This is a genomic window from Burkholderia sp. BCC1972 (genome assembly GCF_905339605.1).
Taxonomy (GTDB): domain Bacteria; phylum Pseudomonadota; class Gammaproteobacteria; order Burkholderiales; family Burkholderiaceae; genus Burkholderia.
In genome coordinates this window covers 1-24,867 of the sequence record NZ_CAJPGH010000038.1, presented here as the reverse complement: position 1 = coordinate 24,867, position 24,867 = coordinate 1, and the positions used below count along the sequence as shown (strand labels likewise).

24 protein-coding genes are annotated in these 24,867 nt (G+C 62.3%); 8 read left to right on the top strand and 16 right to left on the bottom strand.

Annotated elements, in window-relative coordinates:
- Positions 1 to 6: 6 nt before the first annotated feature.
- The 9 genes from U5798_RS34055 to U5798_RS34015 form a co-directional block, all read right to left on the bottom strand.
- A complete protein-coding gene (locus U5798_RS34055) occupies positions 7 to 1,968 on the bottom strand; it encodes a relaxase/mobilization nuclease and DUF3363 domain-containing protein (protein ID WP_322084573.1) in 1,962 nt (653 codons plus the stop codon).
- Positions 1,969 to 2,404: 436 nt separating this feature from the next.
- Entirely contained in the window at positions 2,405 to 2,992 is a 588-nt protein-coding gene (locus U5798_RS34050) for a S26 family signal peptidase (protein WP_322084572.1), read from the bottom strand.
- The gene (locus U5798_RS34045) at positions 2,989 to 3,516 is read right to left on the bottom strand and encodes a DUF2840 domain-containing protein (protein WP_322084571.1); all 528 of its coding nucleotides are present in this window, start codon (positions 3,514 to 3,516) and stop codon (positions 2,989 to 2,991) included. Before U5798_RS34045 ends, U5798_RS34050 begins: the two co-directional genes overlap by 4 nt.
- Complete coding sequence (locus U5798_RS34040) at positions 3,513 to 3,764, bottom strand: chromosome partitioning protein ParB (protein WP_322084570.1); 252 nt, start codon at positions 3,762 to 3,764, stop codon at positions 3,513 to 3,515. The genes U5798_RS34045 and U5798_RS34040 overlap by 4 nt, the downstream gene beginning before the upstream one ends.
- Entirely contained in the window at positions 3,761 to 4,399 is a 639-nt protein-coding gene (gene parA / locus U5798_RS34035; protein WP_322084569.1) for a ParA family partition ATPase, read from the bottom strand. Before parA ends, U5798_RS34040 begins: the two co-directional genes overlap by 4 nt.
- Before the next feature lie 253 nt (positions 4,400 to 4,652).
- Positions 4,653 to 5,489, bottom strand: a complete 837-nt coding sequence (locus tag U5798_RS34030) for a replication initiator protein A (protein WP_322084568.1) — start codon at positions 5,487 to 5,489, stop codon at positions 4,653 to 4,655.
- Positions 5,490 to 5,515: 26 nt separating this feature from the next.
- Entirely contained in the window at positions 5,516 to 5,797 is a 282-nt protein-coding gene (locus tag U5798_RS34025) for a helix-turn-helix domain-containing protein (protein ID WP_322084567.1), read from the bottom strand.
- A gap of 125 nt (positions 5,798 to 5,922) precedes the next feature.
- Positions 5,923 to 6,678 carry a DUF2285 domain-containing protein gene (locus U5798_RS34020; protein WP_322084566.1) on the bottom strand — a complete coding sequence of 252 codons (756 nt, stop codon included), beginning with the start codon at positions 6,676 to 6,678 and terminating at the stop codon, positions 5,923 to 5,925.
- 325 nt (positions 6,679 to 7,003) lie between these two features.
- Positions 7,004 to 7,354, bottom strand: coding sequence for a DUF2958 domain-containing protein (locus tag U5798_RS34015; RefSeq protein WP_322084565.1), 351 nt, complete (start codon positions 7,352 to 7,354; stop codon positions 7,004 to 7,006).
- 318 nt (positions 7,355 to 7,672) lie between these two features.
- Between U5798_RS34015 and U5798_RS34010 the strand changes: the two genes are divergently transcribed.
- Positions 7,673 to 7,966, top strand: a complete 294-nt coding sequence (locus U5798_RS34010) for a helix-turn-helix transcriptional regulator (protein WP_322084564.1) — start codon at positions 7,673 to 7,675, stop codon at positions 7,964 to 7,966.
- 70 nt (positions 7,967 to 8,036) lie between these two features.
- On the opposite strand, the gene U5798_RS34005 is transcribed toward U5798_RS34010, so the two are convergent.
- From U5798_RS34005 to U5798_RS33995, 3 genes are all read right to left on the bottom strand, one after another.
- On the bottom strand, positions 8,037 to 8,354 hold the full coding sequence (locus U5798_RS34005) for a DUF736 domain-containing protein (protein ID WP_322084563.1): 318 nt from the start codon (positions 8,352 to 8,354) through the stop codon (positions 8,037 to 8,039).
- A 757-nt stretch (positions 8,355 to 9,111) separates the two neighbouring features.
- The gene (locus tag U5798_RS34000) at positions 9,112 to 11,163 is read right to left on the bottom strand and encodes a ParB/RepB/Spo0J family partition protein (protein WP_322084562.1); all 2,052 of its coding nucleotides are present in this window, start codon (positions 11,161 to 11,163) and stop codon (positions 9,112 to 9,114) included.
- 78 nt (positions 11,164 to 11,241) lie between these two features.
- Entirely contained in the window at positions 11,242 to 12,066 is an 825-nt protein-coding gene (locus U5798_RS33995; protein ID WP_322084561.1) for a DUF932 domain-containing protein, read from the bottom strand.
- A gap of 665 nt (positions 12,067 to 12,731) precedes the next feature.
- On the opposite strand from U5798_RS33995, the gene U5798_RS33990 reads away from it, so the two are divergent.
- The 5 genes from U5798_RS33990 to U5798_RS33970 all read left to right on the top strand — a co-directional run bounded on the left by U5798_RS33990 (position 12,732) and on the right by U5798_RS33970 (position 18,886).
- Complete coding sequence (locus U5798_RS33990) at positions 12,732 to 13,994, top strand: hypothetical protein (protein ID WP_322084560.1); 1,263 nt, start codon at positions 12,732 to 12,734, stop codon at positions 13,992 to 13,994.
- Between the two features lie 32 nt (positions 13,995 to 14,026).
- Positions 14,027 to 15,049 (top strand): hypothetical protein, encoded by a 1,023-nt coding sequence (locus tag U5798_RS33985; protein ID WP_322084559.1) that lies wholly within the window; start codon positions 14,027 to 14,029, stop codon positions 15,047 to 15,049.
- Positions 15,050 to 15,231: 182 nt separating this feature from the next.
- On the top strand, positions 15,232 to 16,461 hold the full coding sequence (locus tag U5798_RS33980) for an ABC-three component system protein (protein WP_322084558.1): 1,230 nt from the start codon (positions 15,232 to 15,234) through the stop codon (positions 16,459 to 16,461).
- A complete protein-coding gene (locus tag U5798_RS33975; RefSeq protein ID WP_322084557.1) occupies positions 16,458 to 16,940 on the top strand; it encodes a three component ABC system middle component in 483 nt (160 codons plus the stop codon). The genes U5798_RS33980 and U5798_RS33975 overlap by 4 nt, the downstream gene beginning before the upstream one ends.
- Complete coding sequence (locus tag U5798_RS33970; protein ID WP_322084556.1) at positions 16,937 to 18,886, top strand: DUF3732 domain-containing protein; 1,950 nt, start codon at positions 16,937 to 16,939, stop codon at positions 18,884 to 18,886. Before U5798_RS33975 ends, U5798_RS33970 begins: the two co-directional genes overlap by 4 nt.
- 137 nt (positions 18,887 to 19,023) lie before the next feature.
- Here the strand turns inward: U5798_RS33970 and U5798_RS33965 are convergent, their stop codons facing one another.
- From U5798_RS33965 to U5798_RS33950, 4 genes are all read right to left on the bottom strand, one after another.
- Positions 19,024 to 19,587: a hypothetical protein gene (locus U5798_RS33965; RefSeq protein ID WP_322084555.1), complete on the bottom strand. Its 564-nt coding sequence runs from the start codon at positions 19,585 to 19,587 to the stop codon at positions 19,024 to 19,026.
- Positions 19,588 to 19,603: 16 nt separating this feature from the next.
- Positions 19,604 to 19,831, bottom strand: coding sequence for a TIGR02391 family protein (locus tag U5798_RS33960; RefSeq protein WP_322084606.1), 228 nt, complete (start codon positions 19,829 to 19,831; stop codon positions 19,604 to 19,606).
- A 117-nt stretch (positions 19,832 to 19,948) separates the two neighbouring features.
- Positions 19,949 to 20,722 (bottom strand): LytTR family DNA-binding domain-containing protein, encoded by a 774-nt coding sequence (locus U5798_RS33955; protein WP_322084554.1) that lies wholly within the window; start codon positions 20,720 to 20,722, stop codon positions 19,949 to 19,951.
- On the bottom strand, positions 20,719 to 22,590 hold the full coding sequence (locus U5798_RS33950; RefSeq protein ID WP_322084553.1) for a histidine kinase: 1,872 nt from the start codon (positions 22,588 to 22,590) through the stop codon (positions 20,719 to 20,721). Before U5798_RS33950 ends, U5798_RS33955 begins: the two co-directional genes overlap by 4 nt.
- A gap of 308 nt (positions 22,591 to 22,898) precedes the next feature.
- Here U5798_RS33950 and U5798_RS33945 point away from each other — a divergent pair, with 308 nt between their 5' ends.
- Together U5798_RS33945 and U5798_RS33940 are read left to right on the top strand one after the other, a co-directional pair.
- Positions 22,899 to 24,410, top strand: coding sequence for a carotenoid oxygenase family protein (locus U5798_RS33945; protein ID WP_322084552.1), 1,512 nt, complete (start codon positions 22,899 to 22,901; stop codon positions 24,408 to 24,410).
- 153 nt (positions 24,411 to 24,563) lie between these two features.
- Positions 24,564 to 24,867: hypothetical protein (locus tag U5798_RS33940; protein ID WP_322084551.1), on the top strand; the 304-nt coding region annotated here is incomplete at its 3' end.

Here is a 24,867-nt window from a genome sequence, read left to right as displayed (position 1 = left end):
GCGCAGTTACGGGAAAGAGTGTCCCCGTTGTCGTCCAATCTCCCAGGATACGGCCCCTCCGCGCACCGTTGCAACTAGCTGCTGCCCCAATCGGGCTTCGATCACTGGTTTCCACGGCACCAGCGAGAACCCCATGCCGTCATCGAGCATCGCATAGCGCCCACTGGCGAGCATGACGCTGCGCCGGTAGATGCCAGCCACAAGCTGCCCGTCTGCCACGGGTCGATGCTCCAGGCCAGTTTCGGCGGCTATGTCTTGCGCGGCCTTCGCCAGCTCGCGTCCGCGTAGCGTCGCCAGCAGGTTGCGCGCGAGCACAACGCGCTGCCCGCGGTGCTCGGCCAGTCCCTGTGCGGTCAGGAAGTCGGCGCGCTGGTTTAGCGCATCCTTGACCTCGGCGCCAAAGCCCAAGTCGCCCAACCCCTTGCCGCCACTAATCAACTGCTGATCCAACCAGGTCGCGCCGATCACACGGGCTTGCCGCTCAATGGACAAGTGCGATTTCAGTTCCACCGCTACGCCGCCGCCAAGCCGCTTCGCGTCATACTGTCGGCCTCGTTCGGCCAGATTGTCGGGAACACGCCAAACGCCTTCGGCCATGCGCTCCACGATGCCGGCGCGGCGCAGGGCTTCGAGCCGACGCACGTGCGCGGCCACGACCTCGCGCGGATTGCGGTCGGGCGTGGCCTGAGCTTGGGGGACTGCAAGATGATGATCGGTGCGGTACACGCCATCGACGGCCAGCGCGGCGATGTTTCGGTCAGCGGCGCGCACGTCGGCCGCGCCTTTCACTTCCACCACGGCGCCGGTCGGGTACTGCTCCAGTTCCGAGCGCGGCGGCAGCGCGACGTAGTGCGCCTTGCCGTCCGTGCCATCGACGATCAAATAGCCCTTGTCGTATAGCTCGTCGGCGAGCCCCTTGCCGGCGACACGGCCGACGATGGCGCGGCCATCCTCGCCGGACTGGAACACGGCCAGCTCGCGCTGCTGGCCGCTCATGGCGCGCTGCATGGTGCGGATGATGTCCCCGCGCTCGCCCATCGCACGCAGCGTCGGCTCCGCCTCGGCATGGACGATCCACATGCCGGGCTGCTGCTCGGTCGCCAGCCCCATGCGCTGCAAGCGTTGTAGGCGTCCGATCAGCGCCTGCCGCTGCCGTTGCAATCGGGGTTCTGCGAAGCGTTCGGTTCGCACCAGGCCGTCATCGCCAGCCTCGCGCTGCAAGGTGCGATCCAAGCCCGTCCATCGCTCCTGATCGACTTCGCGCTGCAGGGCGTGCTGCATCTCCAACTCGGTGCGTGGCCCCAACCATTCGGTCGCCAGTTCCGACGCCCGCCGACGCATCCCCTCGGCGATGTAGTCGCGGGAGATGATGAGGTCCTTTCCCATGTCGTCCTTGCCGCGCAGGACGACGTGCGTATGCGGGTTGTCGGTGTTCCAGTGATCGACGGCAATCCATTCCAGCCGCGAGCCCAGGTCGGCCTCCATACGCGCCATCAAGTGCTGGGTGTAGGTGCGCAGGTCGTCGAGCTGTTCGGCGTCTTCCGGCGAGACGATAAACCGGAACTGGTGCCGGTCATCTGCGCCTCGCTCCTTGAACGCTTCGAGGTCTGCGGCATCGGTCGCCGGCCCGTAGGCACGCCCTGCCCCGCCTTGCCGATCGACGCCTTCGCGCTCGATGTAGCGCAGGTGTGCGGCGGTCGAACGCGGCCCAGCCTGCGCCAGATTGACCAGCCTCATCTTGATAGTGACGCGCCGGGCATTTGCGCCCAGCCCGCGACCGGCGAAGCGCGCCGCGACGTGGCCACGCCCCAACCGAGAACCGGGTCGCTGGCCGACCTTGCCGACCGCCTTACCGAGCTTGACGCCTGCTTTGTTGGCCGGCCGCAGCACCTTGTTGATGAAGGCATCGCCGCGCTGTTTCGGCGCACCAGGCCGGACGCGGAAACGGTCGTCGTCGCGGCTGCTCATACGGCGGCTCCATCCAAGACCATCGCAGTCCAGCGAATGAAGCACGCGGCTTCACCAATGCCGATGCAGCGTTGCGCACCTTCGCGGCACGCTGCCACCCCCTGGCGCGTGCCGCGCCACCCCCATGTGCAGGTAGGGTTTTCAAGCGGCCATGTGCCGCAACCTTTTATCTTGCCTTCCGCCTTTGCCCCTCGCTGCCGCTCCGGGCGTCGGCGGCCCGGCGGTGCTGCGATGCATGCAGCCAGCGCGCCGGCGAACGCGGCCACGGCCGCAGGCCAGCCGCGTTCGAGGCAAGACGCCTGCACGTTGGACGGCTGCGCCGGAGGCAGCGCGAAGTGCGGTGCGAATGCACACGCACTGCATGCGCGACGACACCGCGACGGCCAGCAAAGCGACATGCCGGTTGGCACGATGAAGCGCAGCGAAGCGGCGGCCATCATCGGCGTGACTCCAGCCAGACCGGATGCGCGACGCCGAGCACGTCGGATGCACGTACCGGGCCGAAGTAGCGGCTGTCGAACGACGCCGGATTGGACACGCTCATCAGGAACAGCTCGCCCGGTTCGAGGCGCCGGCACTGCTGCCAGAATGCCAGCGGCCGGCCCATACGATCGGCGGGTAGCGCGGCGGCCACCGGTACGCCGTCGATGCGGACGATGCCCTTGGAGATGCACACCTCTTGCGGCGTGACTGCGCCCACGCGCTTGAGCAGCGGCACGCGCACGGGCAGGTAGCCGCGTTGCGCAGCCAGCGAGGCGGCCTGGGCCGGCAACGGAACGAGCACGATGCTGTCCACGGACAACGGACGTTGCAGCGAGCTGGTCTGGCGGTCGAGCGGATCGACTCGATACCAGCCGACCGCCACGCTGTCGGACGGGTTGTAGGTCAGGCGCGGCAGCGGCGACACGAAGGATGCCCCGGCCAGCGCAGCGAAGCCGCAGGCGGACAGGCCCGCCAGCACGAGGCGAGCGCGCAGGCGCGAGCAAGGATGCGCTGCCGTGCCGGAGGTGGAAACGATCGTCATGACAATGTCCTCACGACCAGCCAGGCAGCGTGACGCTCAGCGGTGTATTCAGGCAGCGGCAGGCGCGCGGCGAGCCGGTTGCCCAGCGTGCGCCAATACGCGGGCGACACGTCGGCGAGCCCGATGCCAAGCGTTTCGATGGCGTCGAACTGCGCGAGCACGGCGCGCACGGTAGGTTCACCCTCGGCGTGCAGCAGCAGACGCGCGCCCGGCAGCACGCCGGGGATGCGCTGCGCCGCGTCGAGCGGCGTGCACGCCTGCATCACCATGAGCTGCCAGCGGATAGTGCCGTAGTCGTTGGCGTGCCAGCGGATGCGGCAGAACAACGCGCCCGGCAGGAACATCGCGACGCGACGGCAGCGGTCAAGCCGCACGATGCGCGCCGGTTCGCCGAAGCGCAGATAGAGGTCGATGCGCTGCTCGATGTAGGCCAGCGATACGCGCGTCAGCGGCGTAGCGGCAGCTTGGACGACAAGCACTGCGAGCGATGGCGCAGCCGTGTCTGCCAGAGTGGATGCGTTCATGGGGTCTTCTCCGGGAACTCGCGCTCCAGCAGTCCACGCAGCAATTCAGCGACGGTCGCGCCTTGCGTGAACGCCGACACCTTGATGCGCGCCCGCATGGCAGGCGTGATGTCGAGGGTGAGGCGCGCGGTATAGAGGTCGCCTTTCTGGAGACCATCGGCATCGCCTTGGCGAACCCATGCCTCGGCATGGGGGTTTGCCGGCGGACGTGCACCGATGACAATGCGTTTGCCGTTGCGCTGGCTCATGTCGGCCACCGCAGCAGTTCATCGGTGAGCGCCGCGATCTCGCGCGCGGCGGCGCTGTCGGGCGCCGTCTCGCGTGCGAGCCGGCCAGCGGTCACGCTGTCGGCGAACACGATGCGCTGACGCACCTCCGAGCGCAGTGCCGGCAGCGGCTGCTCGGCGAGCGTGCTGCGCGCCTCGCGTCCGATCACCGTCGTGCTGACGCGCCGGTTGATGACGAAGGCCGCGCGCAGCGCTGGCCGAAACACCTGCGCTTCGTGGATCAGCGCCACCATCTCCGCGCTGGCCCACAAGTCGTAGGGACTGGGCTGAACCGGGATCAGCACGCGCTCTGCGGCCAGCAGCGCGGAGCGCGCCAGCGCTGCGATGCGCGGCGGCCCGTCGATCACAACGTGATCGGCGCGACGGGCCAGCTCCGGTGCTTCCTGATGCAGCGTCTCGCGGGCGAGGCCGACGGCGCTGAACAAACGCGGCAAGCCTTGCTGAGCGCGCCGCTGCGTCCAGTCCAGTGCCGAGCCTTGTGGGTCTGCATCGAGCAGGACGACGTGCAGGCCGCGCATCGCCAGTTCGCCGGCGATGTGCGTGGCAAGCGTGGTCTTGCCGACACCGCCTTTCTGGTTCAGGAGTGCAACAATCATGGCGCAGCCCTCCGTGTAGGAGAGCCAGGCTTCTGTGGCTGCGCGACGTGCCGTTTCGCGGTTGTCCACCGAAATGGCGCGCTCTTACTAAAAGTTAGAGTTTTTAAGTTAGGTAAGTTAGAGCGACCGGAAACCCGCGCCGCTACTGGCTTTCCAGCAATTTCGCACGCCTGATAGCACGATAGAGCCACGCCCGATAGCACGATACCTGGCACGCCTGATAGCACGAGCCCATTCACAGGCTGTCCCGGAGTTATCCCCGTGCCGTGAACGGCACTGGCCGAAAGGTCAGCAACTCGCTCCCATCGTCCGGCATACGCTCGATGCCGAGGATGTAGCCCGGCAGCGATTGCCGCGCGACCAGGGCGCGCAGGTCGCAGGCGAAGTCGTAGGGCTTTGCCGTGCTGCCGGACTTGCGATGCAGGTGCCGAAAGTCGAATTGCCAGCCGCGGGGCTGTTTGCCGCCGTGCTTGCGCACCAGGCGGTACAGCCACCGCTCGATGCCACCAGTGAGCTTGAAGTAAGCCGGGTCGATGGTCAGCACCAGCGCGGCATCGAGCACGCCGGCATAAAACCAGTCCGGCAGGATCAGCTCGATGCCCAGAGTTGTGCCGCGGGCGTCGGCCAGCTCCTTCCACTCGTTGATCCATGAGAAGCGATGCAGGCGCCGCCCGGTCGTCTCGCGGATGGACGTCGCCACGGTGGTCGATTGCAGCCGGTCGAGCGCGGCCTTGAGGCGCTGGTAGTCGCGCAGCGACACACCACGCCCGATGAAGCGCAGGATCTCGTAGGGAGTCGCACGCATCAGGCGTGACGGCCGCAGGCCCGCGTCGCGCGCTTCCACGATCTGGCTGGCCGCCCAGATCAGGATGTCCGCATCCCAGATCGTGGCGATTCCATGTTCCTGCGTGCCCTCCACGCACACAGTGACGCCGCCGGCGCGGAAATCGATCGGCGCGGTGCGCCTCGACTTGGCCAGCGAGAAGAATGGAAAGGCCATCAAGTCCTGGCTGTCGCGTGGCGCCATACCATCGCCCGGCAACGCACGGAACAGGTCGAGCTGTTCCCGCTCCCGCGAGGGGCTGGACATGGCGATAGCCACCGACGAGTTGCCGATCAGCGCACACGGCTGTCGGCCGAGTGATGCTCGGCATACTCAGGGTCGGACGTGGTTTCGTAGCGGCGCTGGTCGGCCCACGTATCGAGGTCGGCCACAGCGTACATAACGCGGCGGCCGAACTTGCGAAAGTTCGGACCATTGCCGATCACGCGCTGCTTTTCGAGCGTACGGGGCGACAGCCGCAGGTATTCGGCGGCTTCGTCGTTGGTGAGGTAGCGTTGGGGTTGCGGTGTCGTGGCGACGGGTGCGGCAGCAGGCCGCAAGGGAGCGGGACGCATCGGATGAACCTCCATCGGTCAGAAGCGCCGGCGGCACCAGCGCAGCCGGATGGAGGTAGTCTCAAAAAAGCGATGCGTTACGCAGAGGGTCGCTTTGCAGTGAAGGCAAGGCGACCCTGTGCAGGTCAGTCGATCTGTGCAAGGCGGCGGTAGCCGCCGCGCATCAGCGATTGGCCGCGCCGCACCAGACGGCGCATGCGCGAGCGCAGGCCACCGTCCGCGTACCAGCCGGCGGCCACGGCTTCGGTGCCGAACAGCCCTTCGGCTGTCTCGCGCAAGGACGCACCCGCGAGGGCCGCGTCGAGCGTCTGCAAGGTGTGCAGTTCCAGCAGTGCGGCGGGCGTGGGCCGCGAGCGGGCCGCTGCCGCTGGCACGGCCGCGACCACCGTCTCCAGCTTGTCCAGCTCGGCCGTGATCGTGCGGTAACTCGCGCAAGGCGCGGCGCACGCTCGAACGGCGTATAGGTACGCCATGCCATCGGCCAGACCCGGCGCGAGTGCGAACCGGACGCAGCAGCCAGGCCAGTGCGCGGTCAGCACGAGGCGCTTGCCGTCGTGGATCAGGTGCTTGTGGCCGGGGATGCGCCAGAACGCGAAGGCATCGGCTACCGGCGGCGGATCTGCATCCGGGTAAAGCTGAAGCATGCGAGCAGGATCAGGAAACCAGTCTGGATGCGCGTCGCGCGCATCCAGTGCCGGGTCTTCCAGCAGGCGCAAGCCCCAGGCGTGTGCCGCTTCCGGCTCGCGACGACGACGCAGCCAGTCGCGCCAGTAGTCAGGATGGCGGCGCAGGTACTCCCACGCGAGCGCGGGGCCATCCAGATGCAGCACGTACAGATACGCAGCGGTGGGATACCACGCATCAGCGCTTCGATCACCCATGACGCGACCTCCTGTTCAACAGGAACGTCGCTACGGGTCTTGAACACGGGCGTCACGGCATCGGCAACATCAAAGCGCCATCAGAAAGGCGCAAACTCAAGCCATAACGACTGGTGTCAAGACCGATTAGCTCCGAGGCCTTACAGGGCTCGTCCGAGCGCGACGGCTGCGCAACCCGGAAATGGCGCGCAGCACTGGACACCCTGCCGCAAGTCGCGCCGCGCACCATGCCTCTTTCCGTCAGGCTCGCACCTGCTTGGCGCTAGAGTGCTGATTCAGACTGTAGCTGTCTGGCACTAGACCGAGAAAGACACAATACGCCCGGTCAGTCGGGGATGGAGCCATCGCGCTGTCCCAGTGCGACGTACTCCGATAGCGGCCGCAACGCACGGAAATACAGGTCGCGCAGGACGGGCTGCTGTTGCGGCCCGACGATGCCGGCCAAGTCGGACAGCTTGACCGTGCCGAGCACCGGCATCCCGATGCCGAGGTCAATCAGCCCCCACGCCGTATCGCCATCAGCCGGATCGAGCGCAGCCAGCAGCCAGGTCGCATGCGCGTCCGGCGTGAACAGGCGTACCGCCGGCAGCGGGTCTATGCCTTGACCGGCTGAGCGTGCAGCACCGACGGCGAGCAATTGCGCGCGTTGTTCAGCGGTGACGAGCGGCAGATTCATGGGCGGCAATTCCACGAAACCGACGATGCACGAAGTCGCTTTGCCGCCAAGACGCGGAAGCGTCGAAGCGGATGCGTGCTTTCGTCCGAAAGCACGAAGGCGCAAGCCCTCGAATCCATACAAGCACGGAAGCGCAAAAGCGGAATTGTGGATGTCGGGAAAGGCACGAATACGGTTCCCTGATTCTGTCGAAATCCGCCGATGCGGATTTCAGTAAAGACACGAATGCGGAAATCAACATCACAAAATGAACACTATAGATTGTAGCCCTATAGAGCGCAATCGGCTGTCATCTTGGTTTTCTAAGGGAAACCATCGGTGGCGGCGAAGCACTCATTGGCAACGGCGATACGGACAATCAGGAAGGCGCGCGGCTTGAGCCAGGAAGCGTTCTCCGACGTGTCCAGCCGTACCTATTTGAGTTCGCTGGAGCGCGATCAGAAAAGCCCGACCATGCACAAGCTGACTGAGCTGTGCGAGGTCATGGAAGTGCATCCACTCACGCTGCTGACGCTGGCCTACGCCGGCGACAGCACGCGCAAGGCCGATCAGCTCTTGGCGCAGGTGCGCCAGGAGCTTGAGGCGGTGTTGAAGGAACGCGACGCGCCGTAGGCGCGTGCGTGACGTGCTGCGTCAGCAGCACGGCGCCCCGCCGCAATGAGCGGGGCGCGGTGGGCGGCGGTTAGTCCGCCTGCTGTGGCTTGCTGCGCGACCAGATCAGGTCGTGCGTGCCGTCCTCGTTCTCGATCAGGCGGGCATAAACCGTTGCCGGGAACGAAGGATCGTCCAGGGTCACGGACACGTAGGGCCGTTCGGCCTTGCTGACTTTCTTCCACGCCGCGCCGATGTCGTGGCCCGCCGCCTGCACGCGGAAGTCGGGGGCGTTCTCGCTGTCGCCCTTGTCGTTGGGAACCAGCTTGACCTTGACGTTGAGCATCAGGGTGCGGAACGTGCCGGTGAAGCCGTCTTTCTCTGCGGTGAAGTTGCCGATGTTAGCCATGATGTTTTCTCCTTTCGGTGAACCAAGGTCGCGCCAGTGCGTCCTTGTTGTGATCCGGCCGGCGGGGGATGGGCGGGTCGCACCGCGCAGCGGTCGCAACAACGTGGAGAACCTGGAAGCGAAAAGAATTTGTCCCGCGAGGAATGCGCGCAGCGCAGGGGAAATTGTTTTCGCTGGAAGGTTGCGGCCATGAAGCCCAAGGCGTTGCCGCACCCCCGCCAGGATTCACGACAAGCCAAGGACGCACGGGCCGCCTACCCCGAAAGGAGACATGGCCGACTCGGCATCTCCGCTTGACGGCTTCGCCGGTTTGCACCCTGACGCGGGCAAGGCCAACACCCCAACGACAGGCGAGAACGCCCCTTGCCGCAGCTTGCGGCAAGGAGCGTGAGGCGTGGCGTGGAAGCTTCATAGCGAGGCCGGGCGGCGTGTCGGTGAACCATCCATCGTGACGAACAGGCGGTGAATCGTCAGCGTCGAGGACGGCACGCTTTCGCACAACCTGCCACAGCAAGGCGGGGCGTAGCCCCGCACGCCTAGCCCTCGTCGCGGGGCGTCGTTGAAACCTTGCCCGCGCCAGCGGGCACCGATTGCCGTGTAGCGCGCAAAAGCCGTTGCGCGCTCGCCCCGTCGCCGCCTGGCCAAAGGCGGCGACGGGGCGATTTTGTTGTGGACGTGGAAACCGGGCGTAGCAGACCTGCAGCGCCCGGTTCGAGGAAAGCCCCGGCGCAAACCGCGCCAAGGCCATACTGCACCGTCACGCGGCCAGCGCGTGCACTTGGACCTCGTCGGCCGCTTCCTCCAGCGCGTCCGTATCACTGGCCGCACCCGGTACGCCTTCCGGCTCCGTGTGGTGCTCGGTCTGGAACACGGCGGGCATCCAGCCGGTGCCCTCGGCCAACCGCTCGGCTTCGCTGACAATGTCGCCCTTCTTGAGCTTCGACAGGCGGGTAACGTGCTCCGGGGCGTACTGGCTGACGGCTTCCAGAATCGCCGCCTTGGATACGTGTTGGAAATAGCCCTCGGCGGTCGGCTTCCACCATGCGGCCATGTCCAACCCCACGGCCTGCGCCAGTTCCGCACCGGGCTGGCGCTGCGAGGCGCGCGGCGTCACGACGTCCACCGTGGACGCAACGCACACGGCCAGCAGCCGCACCAGCTCGTCTTGCGCCTTCGCCAGCAACACGGCGAACAGTTCGGCGCTGTCCTGCGGCAACGCTTCGCCCGCGACTTCCCGCAACGTGTGCAAGGCCACGGCAGCAGGCGAATCCGGCCAGTCCGGGGCCATGTTTTCCAGCCGGTCTTGCACGTTCACGCGCACGCCGAGCGGCAGGCCGTCACCGCCATAGTTGCGGGGCTGCAACACGTACTGCACCATGCCATGCACCAGCGCGGCCAGTGCGACGTGCGGATGCTGTGCGACTTCGATTTGCAGCGCCGCTGTGCGGTGGGCGCTCAACCGCTGCGCCAGCCGGTCGGAGACATTCGCGGTCTTGGGTGCTTCGGCGTCGGCGCCGCCTTCGTCCTCGTTCGGGCTTCCGCCCTCCGCGAAACCCTGCCGCAGCCGGTGCAACGTGCGCAGCGCCTTGGCCTCGGCCTCGCGCAACAGGCCGCGATGAGTGATGGCCTCGCCTTCGCGGTCGAGCGTGACGATGGCACCGGCGACCGCGCGCACGTCCGGGACGTAGTCCTGCAAGGCGTCCTCGATGGCTTGCAGTTCGCCAGCCACCTGCTCGCGCCGTTCTTCCAGTGTGGCTACCTTGCCCTCGTCCTCGGCGTCGTAGGCTTCTTCCAGCGTCGTGTCGATCTTATCGAGACGGCCTTGCAGCGAAGCGATGCGGCGCGCTTCGCGGACGGTCGGCTCGCGGCGCTGGCGCGGTGCATTCTGGAACGTCTGCCGGTCGGCATGACTCATGTGCGGTACGGCTTCCACCCACGCCCAACCCTCTCCGCGCACGTCCTCGGCCAGCGCGTCCAGCTTGCCGCGCACCAGCGTTTCCAGCAGCGCTGCATCGGTCAGGTAGGTGCCGCTATCGTCGTCCGCGAACAGATCGCGGCGAAGGCCACCGCCCGCCTTCGTGTAGGTGTCCAGCCTGACGAAGCGCACCAGCGGATGCGTCGCATCGATTTCGCGCTCGGTCAGGCGCTCGCGCAGTGCCGATGCACCGCGCTGCCATTCCGGCGCACTGTAGTAGGCGGCTTCCTGCGCGGCGTGATCATCGGTGATGGTGAGGGCCATCAACTGTTCCAACGTCACGGCCCCGGCACGGTAGTCGGCCATCAGGCGCGGCGACACGTTGGCGAGTTTCAAGCGACGCTGAACCGTCAACGGAGACACGCCGAAGTCGGCGGCAATATCTTCGACGGGTCGGCCTTCCTTGACCAACGCGGCGAATGCCTCGAACTGGTCGGCGGGGTGCATCTGCTCGCGCAGCAGGTTTTCGGCAAGGCTGACGGTACGGGCTGACGCATCGGGCACCAGCAGGCACGGCACCTCATGGTCAGCGGCGATGCGCTTTTTCTTCGCCAGCAGCTTCAAGGCAGTCAGGCGACGGTCGCCCGCGACGACTTCGTATTGCTCGCCATCGGCGGCAAGAATGACGATCAGGTTTTGCAGCAGGCCGACGCGGGAAATGCTCGCGGCCAGTTCGGGGATGGACAGGCGCGGGGTCGTGCGCGCGTTGCGCTTGGAGCGGCGCGGCAACAACTGCGAGAGCGGAACCAAAATGAGGTTCTTGGTCGGGTCGGCCACTTCCAGCGCGGTGGCGGTTTCGAGGGCGATGGCTTCGGCTTGGGTAACGGCGTTCATGGTGATAACTCCTAGCGGTTGGGATGCAGCAGCGAGAGAAGCGGCAAGGGCTGCTGCCTGCCCCTGCCACGTGGGGATTCAGGCTTTCAACTGGCGCAGGCCATCGGCCAGCAGCCACAAGGCGCGATTCAGGCGGATGCCGTTGTCGATGCCCTGCACCGGGCGCGTGGTCTGGCGGCGACCGTTCGCGGCGCGAGCGGACAGACCGCCTTTGATAAGGTTTTCCTGCGTGCGGTTGAACACGCTCCACAAGTCGCGGCGGCTATCGTCGTAACGACGCGGCATCAGGATTTGCGATTCCGTGACGGGCGCGGGCTTGTCCTCGTCGTACTTCAACGCGAGCGCCGCGCGGGCGAACACTTCCGATTCCCCGGCGTCCAACGTGATCGCCTGCATCGCATCGCGGGATTCCTGCGCCCGCTCGAAGCCGTGCAAGACTTCGTAAGCGCCTTCGATGACCTGCGCGGCCACGTCGCCCTTGTGGGGTACGCGCACGTCCGCCACGGTGTCCCCGCAAACGAGGCCGTTCTGGCACACGAAGCGGAACATGCCGGCGAGCATCTGATAGCTGCTCGTGCCGTCGTGCGAATTCAGCAGGATGATTTCGTTGGCCTCGCGGCCGTTGATCTGGCTGGCATGGCGTAGCCGGATCATGTGCTTGGTGTAGTCGCGGCGGTCGTCGGCCCGCACGCGGGTCTGGCACACCATGAAAGGCTCGAAGCCTTCGCCGCGCAGTTCCTGCAGCACGGTTGCCGTAGGAATGTAGCTGTACCGTTGCGAGCGGCTTTCGTGCGGGGCGTCCGCGAAGATGGACGGGGCCACGGTGCGGATTTGGTCATCCGACAAGGGATATTCCGAACGCAGCACCGGGGAGCGCGAAGCGAAACGGGAAGCGAGTTGCATGATCTTTCTCCTGACACGGGTTGGCTGTTGAAAACCCCACCGGATTCCTAGATTCGGAGCCCGCCTTGGACTTCCGGTGGGGGCGGCGCAGAGACCTGGGCCGGCCTCGTTGCCACCGTCTTTCCTGAGTTCATCGCCCGCGACGGTCAGGAGCACGCGGACGGGTGCCGTCAAGGAGGAAAGCGCCGGGTTGGTGCGGCCCGCAGGCGCAGCCGAGGACACGGCCCGGTGCGCCTTGACGGCGCATGGCCGCGGGCTACAGTCGCGGACAAGGGGATGAAGTCAGGGAAGACGGCTGGACAGGTAACCGGCCGCAGTGGGCGCAGACCCCACGCAAGCGAAGCGCGCAGGTCCGGATTGAAGAGCCGGGCCGGAGGCGTCAGCGATGGAAGCCCGGAGGGGGCGAGACTCGCACAGCGAGGCTCGATGCGAAGCACGATAGCGCGGCCCGGCGCAGCCGGGAGACGCCAAGTCGAGCCGCAAAGATCCGGACATTTCGTGGCACAATTTACGTAAGGGGAATCTGGCGATTTCTGTAGCTTTTAGCTGTTTGCCAGATGAACATTCCCCACACGCACGACGCCTAGTGGATGCACACGACCTCGGTGGCAGATTGGGAATCGAGGGTTACTCGAAACAAAACGCTGATGGATGGAACGGGGAAAATGGACAAGAAGACCAAAGGATCGTGGTTGATCCACCATACCAACAAGCTTCAAGGAGTTACCAATCAGGTCGGCTACGAGAAGACCTATCTGGCAGGAAAAGCCGGGATACTGCTGTCAGCGATCTCCGCTAATAAGCAGATCACAGTCAACAACGACAGACTGACCGTATTGGCCCAAGCTGCCAACATCAACACGACGTTTGAACTGCCGAAGCTCGTTGAGGTATTGCAGCAACAGAAACTTGTTGACAAATCCTCCAGCGGTGTTGCTGTGCTGGGCATTACAACCGCCACCGCATTGGAGCGCACCTCTGATATTTTCGATGCACTCTCGCCTGGTGCGAACGAATTCGCTTCGATCGAACTCGCGGAGCGGGCCTCCGTTGCCCCCGTGCTCGCCAAGGAAGTGGCTCAGGATCTGGCGGACGCCTACAAGCTCGCATCGGGCAACCTTAGCCAATTGCTGTCAGATGCAGAACAGATCGGCTTTGTCGATACCGAGAAACTTAGCGACAGCGATACGTTGCTATTCAACGGCAATCTGTTCCGACGCGACACCACCCAGAAGATCAGAGCCGTTCTCGATTCGCTCAAGCCAGCGGAACAGACAAAGCTCAGTGAACTTACCGAAATGCTGCGTAAGCGAGCATGCGTCAGCGTAGATTATGCAAAACAGTTCCTTGGCGATGCGCTCTTTCAGAAAGTAACCGCCATCGGCCTGTTTGACATCAGTGTGGTTAGCAACTCTACTGAAGATGTCGGTTTCCTCACGTTGCCGTCTGCGTTCTCCAAATACAGCAACTCGATGGTCGATGATGCCTTCGACCTCGCCAAAGCCTTCGTCAGTTCCGTGACCTACGGGATGACCAAGAGCAGTTACGCGCGCGGACAAATTCAAATGGTAGACGCTCTGTTGAGTGCACTCGTGCGCGGTGAGAGCGTGGGGCCCGTGCGCGCAATTGCGGAAGACTATAAAGTGCTTGAACTAAAGGGCGTGGTCGAAGTGAAGCGCGGAACCAAGAGTGGGCGCACCGGCCCCATGCTTCGCCTGTTGAAAACGGAGGTTGGCGAGCTCGCCCTTCAAGCGATTCGCCAAGGCGATATTAGCGAGCACTCCCTCAACGCACTACCGACCGCCGCCGTCACCACCTTCAATGGCCCCGAGCACAACCGTGAGAAGGTTCGGAGGACACAAACCAAGATGAGCCCTAAGGCGACGAACGACATGTTGTCCATCCTCCGAACCGGGGGTGGACTGTGAGCAAGAGCCAAAACAGTTTGTCCAAGGGGCCCATGATGGAGGAGCTGCTGCGCAGCTACTTCCTGAGGGCCGGCTACTACGTTGTCCGCGGTGTACCGTTTGTGTACGAAAGCTTTGACGTGACCGATATTGACCTATGGCTGTACAGCCGCACATCGTCAGTATCACGTGAAGTCACTTTGGTGGACGCAAAAAACAAGAAGACGCCGCAGGCCATAGAACGAATCTTTTGGGTACAGGGCCTTCGCATCGCTACCAAGGCCACAAATGCGATTGTCGCCACAACGGAGAAGCGGCAGGAAGTCAAAGACTTCGGGCGTGAACTCGGCATACTCGTTCTGGATGGGGCCTTTCTAGCCAAACTTGCGAAGTCGGATGATCCCAACGGAACGCGGCTCTCGGACGAGGAGTTCTTCGCTAAGATCAACGAATATTCGTTGAGCAAGCTGGACGGCGACTGGCGCGGACGGATAGCTCTTTCAAAGAGCCTGCTTGCAAAATCACTCTCCTTTGATAGCTGCAACGAATGGCTTGGACAAGGTAAGTTCTTCGCCGAGCAGTCCATCGTCAAAGGCAACCAGCGCGAGACGGCACTGCGTTGTCTGTACTTGGTGTGCTCATTTATTGCTATCGCGATCGATTACTGCATGAAGGAACTCTCCTTCCACGAACAGTCCGAGCGCAGCGTACTCATCAAAGATGGCTTCACTTATGGCGCCAGAGGCAGCACAGGTCTAAAGAAGGTCTTAAATGTCGCCATGGGGCTGGTCGAAGAACATGCAAGTGACGGCCCTGCGATCTCCCGACAAGTAAGGCTAAGCGTCGAAAAGCAGTTGGCTCAGTTGAACACTGCTATCTTGGGCGAGTTTTTCTCAAAGAACGAGGTAGCTAGAACTCTGTTTGCCGTTGCCAAAGAGTTCGAGCAGATGGCTATGTTGAGGGAGTTTACCTTTCATGGCGAGGCAAGCATTGAGCTTCGTAGCATGCTCTTCTGTTTGCTCGACTACTGGGGTATCGACCGAGTGCTGTTTTCAGAGGCACTAGAGGCGAAGTAGTCGATCGAGGTAGCTACGCCATCTGGATTTGCTACCATCTGTACGGAAAGGCTGGCACGAGTTGGATTAACTGGCATAGCTGCGGGGGAAGAATCACAAATCAACAGGGCGTGTCGGCAGTCGCGCCTTCTCCGCGCTAGGCCACTCGGGAGCCCTGCCTCATTACAACATTGCAAAAGGACTTGGGTATCGCCGTGGCAACCACAGACAAGTTCTCAGCGGGCGAACAGGGACTGGGGTACATCTACCAAGCACGCCTTGCTCTGCTCCAGTTATTGCAGCTACCAGAAGATACGGCCGTCTTTCTAGAGAAGGACGACGACCTGGATTTCGTGGACAGCGACGGCAGCAAATCCCTCGCATCGTTAAAGCACAAGGCCGCCGGCGACCGTCTGACGGACCTGTCGACCGACTTCTGGAAATCCGTCCGCATCTGGTTGGCGCGATATAAGCGTGACGGCCGAAGCGCGTCGAACCTACGCTTTTTTCTATTTACAACTGGCACGGTTTCGGACTCTTCGTTCCTAAAGAGATTCTTGCCCGCCCAGCTCAGCACAGACGACGAAGCGACGACGTTGACCGAACAGGCAGAAGACGCGCTCGGCAGATCGAAGTCGGATCTCATTGGGGAGATTGCGACGGCGTTCAATGAACTTACCCCCAGCGAGAAAGAGGACTTCCTGGCCCGCATTCTGATTCTCGACGGCAGCCCACGCATCGAGGACATTCCGGAGACCATCAAAGACATGCACATGCGGAGCATCCGACGTGAGCACCGGAATGCTGTGTTTGAGCGGCTGGAAGGATGGTGGAACGACGCCGTTATTAAGCAGTTGACTGGCGGCAGCGACGAAGGAATTTTCGGCTACGAGGTATCGGACAAGCTCTCCGCGCTATCCGAGGAATACAAGCTGGACAACCTGCCCATCACATTCCGCGGGAAGACGCCGGCCGGCGAGATTGACACCGATAGCGACCCTCGGACCTTCGTGGTGCAGCTCCGGGAGATCGGGATTTCCTCCAACCGTATCCGCAATGCGATCCTCGATTACTACAGGGCATTTGAACAGCGATCGGAGTGGGCGCGCGAAAACCTCCTGGTTTCCGGAGAAATCGAGGACTATGAAGACCGCCTCGTCGACGAGTGGAGCCGTTACAAGGACGTTGTGTTTGAGGAACTTGACGAGAACAGCGCCGAAGACGTGCTGCTGCGGGCAGGCAGAGAGCTTTACACGTGGGCGGACCAACAGACCGGAAACTATGAATCGTTGCGTATCCGGGCACGCGTGACCGAACCCTATGTCACCCGTGGCTCCTTCCACATCCTTGCCGATGCTGCCCCTGAACCCCGGGTCTACTGGCATCCCCGATTCCTCGACCGCATTGGTCAGTTGCTGGAGGTCGCCAAGTGAAACGCTGGGACCAGCGCCCTTTCGAGGTACGGAACTTGTTCAATCCAGCGTTCTGCGGCCTCATCCTGTTCCGTGCCATGCAGGGTTATGAGGAAGAAGACGCCCGAGGTTTGCCCTTCTCGCTCTCCTTACTCGTCCTGCCACTGTGCCTGCACAAGGATTCGCGCGAAGCAATCAATCCTCGAAGCTACCTCTTGAAGAGCATCGAAAAGAATCCCCAGGTGCAGGTAGGCTTCGCCGACAGGGTCACCGCCATGCTGCCCTATGCGTTCGAGGGCTTCGGCTTGTTGATGGAGAGAGGCTGCATCTCCATCGCGCCTGACGGACGGCTCCAGACTGTCCCCGACAAGGTTCGGAAAACAGTAACGGGAACCAACGAAACGAAATCCTGCCAGCGCGTGGCCCGCATCGTCGGGAAGGAGTTCGCACGCATCGCCGACCGAGTGACCGTATATACGACTTTCGGAATTCGCCCATGAAGATCAAGTCCATCCACATCTACAGCCACGACGGGCAACGCCGAGATCTGCAATTCCGGGTGGACGGCCTCAACGTCATCACCGGGCGTTCGTCCACTGGCAAGTCTGCGCTGTCTGAGATCGTCGAATACTGTATGGGGCGGTCCTCGTTCAATGTCCCAGAGGGCATTATTCGCGACAAGGTGTCGTGGTTCGCCGTCATCTACCAGTTCGAGCGCGAGCAGGTACTAATTGCCAAACCCACGCCCCCCGAAGGTGGAGCGAGTTGCAGCACCGCGATGTTGCGTCGGGGTTCCGAGTTGCAGGCCCCCTCGTTCGGAGAGCTGGCGGTCAACTCAGACGACGATGCCGTCGTTACTTTGCTCTCACGCTTGCTCGGAATTCCCGAGAACCGCACCGATGTAGCTCTGGAACACAGCAGAGACAGTTACGACGCCAACGTCAAGCACACATTTTATTACCTGTTCCAGAAGCAAGGGCTGGTTGCAAACAAGGACCAGCTCCTCTATCGCCAGAACGAGCAGTTTCAGCCGCAGGCGATCCGTGACACGCTACCGATTCTGCTTGGGGTCTCCTCCCATGATCGGTACGAACTCGAATCCAAGCTGCGCATCGCACAGCGGGATCTCCGGCTCAACGCAAAATTATTGGAACAGGCACGGGATGCCATCGACACGTCTCATGAGAAGGCGATTGGTCTCTACTCCGAAGCCAAAGCCGTTGGTGTAATCGGCGGTACGAACCCCGACACCACCGCGAACGAGATCATCGAAGTCCTGCGATCCGCACTCGGCTGGAAACCCGAAAAGATTCCCGAAGACGACGGGAGCAGGATTTCTCGTCTCGAAGAAGAACTGGGCGCCTTGCGAAAGGATCGTCGGGAAGCACAAGCCAGAATCGACGCCGCTCGCCAATTCTCGAAACGTGCCGGCGGCTACGAAAGCGAGGCCACTGAACAGTTGGATCGGCTTGCTTCAATCAAGGCGCTACCAAAGAACCCCGATACCGGCGAGTGGCAGTGGCCATTCAGCGAGCCAAACCTGGCGTTGGAATCCCCTGTCGCCACAGTCCTGCTCAACGAACTGCAATCGCTTGACGCCGAGCTGCGCATCGCCACAGGTCAGCGCCCCAAACTGGATGCCTACCTGTCCGGTCTAAATGACAAAGCTCAAGAGGTCGCTGGCGCCATCAAAGATAAGGAAGCCGAGCTTTCCGCAGCAATAGCAGCCAATGAAGTGATTGCCCAGATGGGTACTCGCAACAACGCGGCTGCACGTGTCGTCGGTCGCATCAGCTTGTTCCTAGAGAACCTCGCTCCGAATGAAGAACTTGCCAGGCTTGAAGCGGAGCATCGCCGCCTCAAGTTGAAGGTCGAAGATCTGGAAAAGCGCGTTGGTGCTGACGACAGCAACGACCGGCTCAATTCGATCCTGAACATCATTTCGACGCAAGTATCGCAGTATATTCAGAAGTTCGAGGCCGAGTTCAGGGCCTATCCGGCGCGATTCGACCTGGCCAATATCACGATCGTCTTCGATCGCCCCGAACGTCCGGTTCCCATGAGCCGAACTGGTGGTGGCGAAAACCATCTGGCCTACCATCTCTCGGCATTGCTCGCCCTGCACTTGTTTGCGGTCAAGAACAACCGCCCGGTTCCACGATTTCTATTGATCGATCAGCCGACCCAAGTCTATTTCCCTTCGGAGCAGGTCTACAAGGAAGCCGATGGCTCAGTCCAGAAGACAGAAGAAGCCGATGCGGATCTCAAGGCGGTTCGGCGGTTGTTCGAGTTGCTGCTCAAGTTCACACAGGAAGACGCGCCAGGATTCCAATTGATTGTCACCGAGCACGCGAACCTTCGCGAGCAGTGGTTCCAGGACGCTTTGGTGGAGCAGCCGTGGACCAAGCCACCGGCGCTTGTACCGGAAGACTGGCCCGAGCAATGATCCAATTCGACAAAGCAACTTGTGATTGCATCGCGTTCGACAAGCTTACGCCAAAACAAGGTGGTCCCGACAGAGTCGGGACGACGCCTACCACCGTACCGCGCCGGGGCGTTCATCAGCGAGTTGTTGGCCAGTCACTACCAACGGCATTCCGCGATGAAGCTGCGATACGCGAAAGAGATCAAATCGCGCACCAATTCCAGGAGGCCGCCGACAGGGAGACCGTCGAACGGATCACCATGAGCCATCGCATTTCGTCGTTGCGCCAAGGTCGGTTTCGTCGTGCCGATTAATTGACCGATAGCGCTACCACCACAGCGAGCAACAATCGGTATTTGCGCGTCAGTCAGACCGTCAACTTCCACCAGATGCTTGAGCACTGCGGCAAATGTTCGCTCGCGCGCTTTGAATTTGACCCCATAGCGGTCCATTAGCGCGAGTTCCAAGGTGGTCAGGGCGACCAGCTCACCGGCCTTTATTAAGTCGGCGTCTATCCAACCAAGCAAATAGAGCTTCTGCGCACGGGCGTATTTCAACCGCACAACATCTGGTATGCGGGCGTCCATGTCGAGGCCGGTAATGAAGGTGCGCCATTGCTCAGGGTGGTCGAATTGAATGAGGCCGCCCGGATTTCCTTGCACTGGCCAAGGCAATAAGAGCGGCTCTCGCCGTGGAGGCAATTCAATGTAGGGAAGGTTCACGGATAGGGTTTCCTCATTACGATGACGGAATGGCTGTTTTCCGTGCTCGATCCAACTTGCGATGAATCAATGACACAAGCGTCAGAATATCGAGTGCATCCTGCTCAGACATAGGCCAGTTCGTCTTGGGCGCATGGGCCAACGGGTTGCGCACAGCACCGAAAAGGCCGATCCATAGATTTGCAAAGCCCTTCTGCTTCCCTTTCTCGGCCTCCGTGGTAAGCGGCCCTAGCGCATATCTAATCGGATTTCGAGGTCGCGCAGGCGTTCGACTTCGTTTATCGCGGACACTGCGAACATCGTCTGATTTCGGCGAGGCGCGTGATGATGGAGCATGAGCGTCGTGCCCGATTCGAAGGAATCAAAGTCCATGAATCCGCGACCTGAGGGCACGCGCCTGTCGCTCACTGACATCGATTCTGCTTTGCTGGTCGTCCTTCATGACGAGTTGGAAGGCGCTGCGCGCAGTGGCGTGAATTTCCGAAACCTTGTGCAGATTCACGAGCGTGCTGCGATGCGTCCGGAAAAAACCGCTTTCGGACAAGGAGCGCTCGAGGTCACCGATCGCGTAGTTGACCCAGTACTGTTCGGCTTGTGTCTTGACCCGCAGGATACCCGCATCCATCCAGAAGAAGCAGATGTCTGTCGGCTCCAGAAGAAGCAACCGCTCTGCCTTGCGCGCAACGATGTGCCGGACCACTGCCGGTACTTCGTTCAACATGCCCCGCACCTTTTCGTCGTGCTCGGCAAGCTGCTCCTGATAGCTGTGAATGCCGTATGCACGCTCGACCATCGCATTGAGAACCTCCTCCTCGACCGGCTTGAGCAGATACGCCAGCGCCCGTGCCTGGAAAGCACTCAGCGCGTATTCATCGTAGCCGGTGACGAAGATCACCAGCGGAAGAGGCACGGTCGGCGCGATGGCACGTAGCACGTCGAATCCGTCCAGCCCGGGCATCTGCACGTCGAGGAATATCAGGTCGGGGCGCAGGCGCTCAATGAGTTCGGTCGCCTCGAGCCCGTCGCGCGCCTCGCCGATGATCTCGACATCAGGACGGCGTGCCAGCAGCCGACGCAAACGGAGCCGCGATGCCTGTTCGTCGTCGATCAGCAGGGTGCGCAACTCGACGCTCATGCCTCCTCCGTTTGCAGCGGAATCGTGACGGTTGCACGGCTGCCTCGCCGTGGCTCGCTATCGAAAGAAAAACGTGCGCGATCTCCGTAGGCTGCTTTCAGCCGGTCGCGCACGTTGCGCATCCCTATCCCTTTGTTCGACGCATCGTCTGCGTCAGCGACACGCGTACCGATTCCGTTGTCTTCGACACTCAGTATGAGGTCGTCGCCTACGCGCGCCGCGCTGACCACCAGTTGGCACTCGCCGGGCTTCGGCGCAAAGCCGTGCCTGATCGCATTTTCGACGAGGGGCTGCAGGATCAGCGAAGGAATCGGCCAGTCGGCTATCGGGTCGGCGATGCGGAAGTCAACGCGCAGCCGCTGCCCGAAGCGGATCTGTTCGATCTCCAGATAGGCCCTCAGGAACGCGGCCTCCTCGCGCAGCGGGACGAATGATCGCGTGCTCTGGTGCAGCACGTGACGAAAAATCCTGGCGAGACGTAGTGTCATCTTTTCTGCAATGTCTGGCTCCTGATGGACCATTGCGGCGATCGTATTGAGTGAATTGAACAGGAAATGCGGATTGATCTGCGCGCGCAGCGTTCTCAGTTCGGCCTCGACCACCTGGTGCAACAGGTTCGCCTCGCGCTGCGCGCTCTCAAGGCGCTCCCGTTCCCGGTCGAGCGCTTCGAGCCGTCTCCCGGCCATCGTTGCGGCTTGCCGAAGGATGTCCAGTTCCCCGCTCAGCAGCGTGCGACCACGCATGCTATCGGGTAGCAAGAGTTCCAGGGGTTCGACATCGCCTATGGGCACCGTGACAGGATCATGTGACGACACCGCTTCGGCCGTGCGGCACGCCACGCGCACTTCGATGTTCAGGACGTCGAGCAGAAAGCGCTCGGCACAGTGAAAAACAGTTGCCCGTGTCTCCTGCAAGGCGAGGCGCTCTTGCAATTCAGCGAGTGCCGCCTGGGGATCGTCGCGGCCGAAGATGTGCCGATCGACAATCTGCTCGCCCGCGTTTGCGATCCGGCCTGATAGCAGCAGCACGGCAGCAGCCACCGCGCAGAAGAGCGCGGCGCCCGCAGCATCGGACGCGCTGCGCAGCGCGGACCCTTCGCTCAATAACCACACGGCGAGCCCTGCGAGCGTCAGGCTCAGCGTGCAAGCGAACAGGACGCGCAGGCCGAGTTTGGCAAAACGGTCGGCAGCCCGGAATTGACCGAGATACAGCAGCCCGCCGAGCATCGTCAGGACGATGCTCTGCTTTGCCAATACATCGAGCAGTGGATCCCAACGCGCAGGCAATAAGGCGTACGTTCTCACCCAGTGCGCGGCCATACTCAGCGACGGACCCAGCAGGATCAGCGTAAGCCCGATCCGCTGCGCACCCCGCACAATACGCGGACGAAGCAGGACGAGCGCGCTGAACAGAATCGCGAGCGCACTATATCCCGTCATCCAATGCAGCGCATCGAGCCATTGGGGACGCACGCGAGGGGCAACCGCGAGGCCGATCATCTGGAGTACGGCCAGCGCGAGCGCGCCACGCAGGAGCCAGTCTCCAGCCTGCTTGCGCCATGGAGTCGCAGGGTCGATGTTCCAGAACAGCAACAGACAGATCGGCCAGGCAGCCAGGGCAAAAAAGGACAGGCTGTCGATCCACGTCACAGCGATCGCCTGCGAAGAAACACCGGCCGCGAGCAGGCTGAATCGCGTCAGGCCGCCCATGCTCCATACGGCTCCGCAGGCGGCATTGAGCACCCGCGCGCGTCGGCCTTCGCCGGGAGACCACCACGCGAGCGCTGCCAGGAGAACCGCCAGCACTGAGCTGACGCCGTAGCCAATGAGCTGTCCGAATAGCGTTGCGGGATTGAGCTGTGCGTCCATGAGTGTCCGGATCCGAAGCGGCCTCGTGCGTTGCCGGACAAGTTTGCTCCAAACCTCGACGGTTTGCATGCCTGTCAGGTCCAGCGCCGGATTTCGGCTTCAAACACGGAAGGGCAGCGTGCCAACGAAACAGGCTTCGGCCGTTGCCCTCCCCGCCGATTTCCGCCGCGCGTTCGCCGCCGCAATGGCAGCGTTTGTGCGCCGAATCCCGCGCTCGCGCCAGCCAGTCTGGGATCTGTTGCGCTGGGCTCCTATGGTGTCTGCGAAAGGTTTCGCTTCGCGCGGTCATCACTTACGGGAGGTACGACATGAAAAGAAGGGATCTCTTGAAGCTGGGCGCATGGGGCACGCTCGGCGCGTTCACCGGCGCGCGTGGCCTCGCTCAGACCGCCGGATCGGCGTCACTGCTCCCCTGGTTTGCTCTGGCAACCTCGATGAATCAGGAGTTGAACTACGCCGCACGCGTCGAGGGGCAGATGCCACGGAACCTGATAGGCACGCTGTTTCGCAACGGACCGGGTCTGTTCGAGCGAGCAGGTTGGCGCAAGCAACACATCCTGGACGGCGACGGAATGATTCGCTGCTACCGGATCGCTTCGGGAGGCGTGACGTTTCAGAATCGTTTTGTCCGCACCAGCAAATATCTCGACGAATCGAACGCCGGACACTATCTCTACTCCACCTGGGCCTCCCAACTTCCGGGCGGACCGGCTCGTAACGCACATCCCGACTTTCACGGCGGCCAGGCCGGCATCTCGGTGCGGTGGCGTAACGGCCAGCTCTTTGCGTTCGACGAATCATTGCAGCCCTATCAACTCGAGCCACAATCGCTGTCAACGCGCGGGGTATCGCTGTTGGGGCTGCCGAGCGGACTGACCGTGTATTCCGCGCATCCCAAGGAGGATCCTGTCAGTGGCGCATGGATCCATTTTGGAACGCAGTATGGGCCGACCTTGCAGATTCATCTGACTGAATTCGACCGGACAGGCAAATTGAGCTGGCACCGGGTGCTGCAAGCGCCACGCTACGTGTATGTACACGACTTCTTCGTGACTGAGCATTACATCGTCTTGTATCTGCAGCCGGCTTTCATGGACGTGGCAAGCTGGCAAGCAGGCGGGACCAGCTTGCTGGGATGCATTCAGTGGCGACTCGACGCTGGTGGGCTGCTGCTCGTCGTAAGCCGGGGCAGCAGCGCGGACCCCATACAAGTCGAGACCGAACCGGTATGGATGTGGCATGGCGTCAATGCTTACGAGCGGGGAAGCGAAATCGTGGCCGACTGCGTCGCATATGACAATCCCAACACCTTTTTGGGTCCACAGGCGAGCTGGCGCGCAGTCATGACCGATCAGCAGGGGCTGGTAGGCGCGCCGGGCGCGATTCGGCGCTTCGTCATTGCGCCGCAGCAGCAGCGAGCGCGTATGGAAACGCTTGATACGGGCAACCATGAATTTCCCACCATCAATCCGGCGCATGCATTGCGGAAGAACCGGTACGGCTATTTCGGCCTGGGCACTGACGGTACTGGCTTCTGGAATGCAATCGTGCGCATGGATATGTTGAGTGGCAGGCGCCGGCAGTTTTCGTTTGAAGCCGGACAGTACTGCGCGGAACCCATTTTTGCCGCCAGGCAGGACAGGGCCGACTCGCTGGAGGATGAGGGTTGGCTTCTCGTCGAGGTTCTTGACAGCCGGGTTCAGCAGAATTGCCTCGCGGTGTTTCGGTCAGACCGTATCGACGATGGCCCCGTTGCAAAGGTTTGGCTCACGCACACGCTGCCACTGAGCTTTCACGGCTGCTGGGCACAGGGAGTATGAGGGTACTGTCACGTTGACGAGGGCGATCTCCTCTTACCTTGCGCGACCCTTCGCCGCACGCGTTCACCGACCTTGACGGCGATAGGGCTGGAATGTGTGATCAACGCTCACCTGTCGTCGCTCACATATCCATGAATTGCTGGAGGGCTTCCTATGTTTGTTGATCAGCGAAACCTGGATCGCCTTCCGGAGGCGCAGCAAAGCTCACGCACGTCAATGCAGTCACGCTTGCCAATCATGCGTTGCATGTCGTCGGTCGTGCTGTTGTCCGCACTGGCAGCATGCGGCACGACCGCGCATTTCGTCGACCAGCCATCGTTGATCATCGACGGCGGCCTGGTCGACACGCGCCAGGCGGCAGCCCAACTCTTCGGCACGGAAATGCCCTATGACATCAGGCTTTGTGAAGCGGACCCTGCAACGAAGGAATGCAAGGAGGAGAACGAAGGTATCTCCG

Excerpts from the sequence above, each read along its gene's own strand:
- parA (WP_322084569.1), bottom strand. The coding sequence starts at position 4,399 with ATGATTGTTGCACTCCTGAACCAGAAAGGCGGTGTCGGCAAGACCACG.
- U5798_RS33985 (WP_322084559.1), top strand. The coding sequence starts at position 14,027 with ATGATGGAGGAGCTGCTGCGCAGCTACTTCCTGAGGGCCGGCTACTAC.
- U5798_RS34030 (WP_322084568.1), bottom strand. The coding sequence starts at position 5,489 with ATGTCCAGCCCCTCGCGGGAGCGGGAACAGCTCGACCTGTTCCGTGCG.
- U5798_RS34000 (WP_322084562.1), bottom strand. The coding sequence starts at position 11,163 with ATGAACGCCGTTACCCAAGCCGAAGCCATCGCCCTCGAAACCGCCACC.
- U5798_RS34020 (WP_322084566.1), bottom strand. The coding sequence starts at position 6,678 with ATGGGTGATCGAAGCGCTGATGCGTGGTATCCCACCGCTGCGTATCTG.
- U5798_RS34005 (WP_322084563.1), bottom strand. The coding sequence starts at position 8,354 with ATGGCTAACATCGGCAACTTCACCGCAGAGAAAGACGGCTTCACCGGC.
- U5798_RS33945 (WP_322084552.1), top strand. The coding sequence starts at position 22,899 with ATGAAAAGAAGGGATCTCTTGAAGCTGGGCGCATGGGGCACGCTCGGC.
- U5798_RS33990 (WP_322084560.1), top strand. The coding sequence starts at position 12,732 with ATGGACAAGAAGACCAAAGGATCGTGGTTGATCCACCATACCAACAAG.
- U5798_RS33970 (WP_322084556.1), top strand. The coding sequence starts at position 16,937 with ATGAAGATCAAGTCCATCCACATCTACAGCCACGACGGGCAACGCCGA.
- U5798_RS34055 (WP_322084573.1), bottom strand. The coding sequence starts at position 1,968 with ATGAGCAGCCGCGACGACGACCGTTTCCGCGTCCGGCCTGGTGCGCCG.
- U5798_RS33950 (WP_322084553.1), bottom strand. The coding sequence starts at position 22,590 with ATGGACGCACAGCTCAATCCCGCAACGCTATTCGGACAGCTCATTGGC.
- U5798_RS34015 (WP_322084565.1), bottom strand. The coding sequence starts at position 7,354 with ATGAATCTGCCGCTCGTCACCGCTGAACAACGCGCGCAATTGCTCGCC.
- U5798_RS33995 (WP_322084561.1), bottom strand. The coding sequence starts at position 12,066 with ATGCAACTCGCTTCCCGTTTCGCTTCGCGCTCCCCGGTGCTGCGTTCG.
- U5798_RS34040 (WP_322084570.1), bottom strand. The coding sequence starts at position 3,764 with ATGAGCCAGCGCAACGGCAAACGCATTGTCATCGGTGCACGTCCGCCG.
- U5798_RS33955 (WP_322084554.1), bottom strand. The coding sequence starts at position 20,722 with ATGAGCGTCGAGTTGCGCACCCTGCTGATCGACGACGAACAGGCATCG.
- U5798_RS34025 (WP_322084567.1), bottom strand. The coding sequence starts at position 5,797 with ATGCGTCCCGCTCCCTTGCGGCCTGCTGCCGCACCCGTCGCCACGACA.
- U5798_RS34050 (WP_322084572.1), bottom strand. The coding sequence starts at position 2,992 with ATGACGATCGTTTCCACCTCCGGCACGGCAGCGCATCCTTGCTCGCGC.
- U5798_RS34045 (WP_322084571.1), bottom strand. The coding sequence starts at position 3,516 with ATGAACGCATCCACTCTGGCAGACACGGCTGCGCCATCGCTCGCAGTG.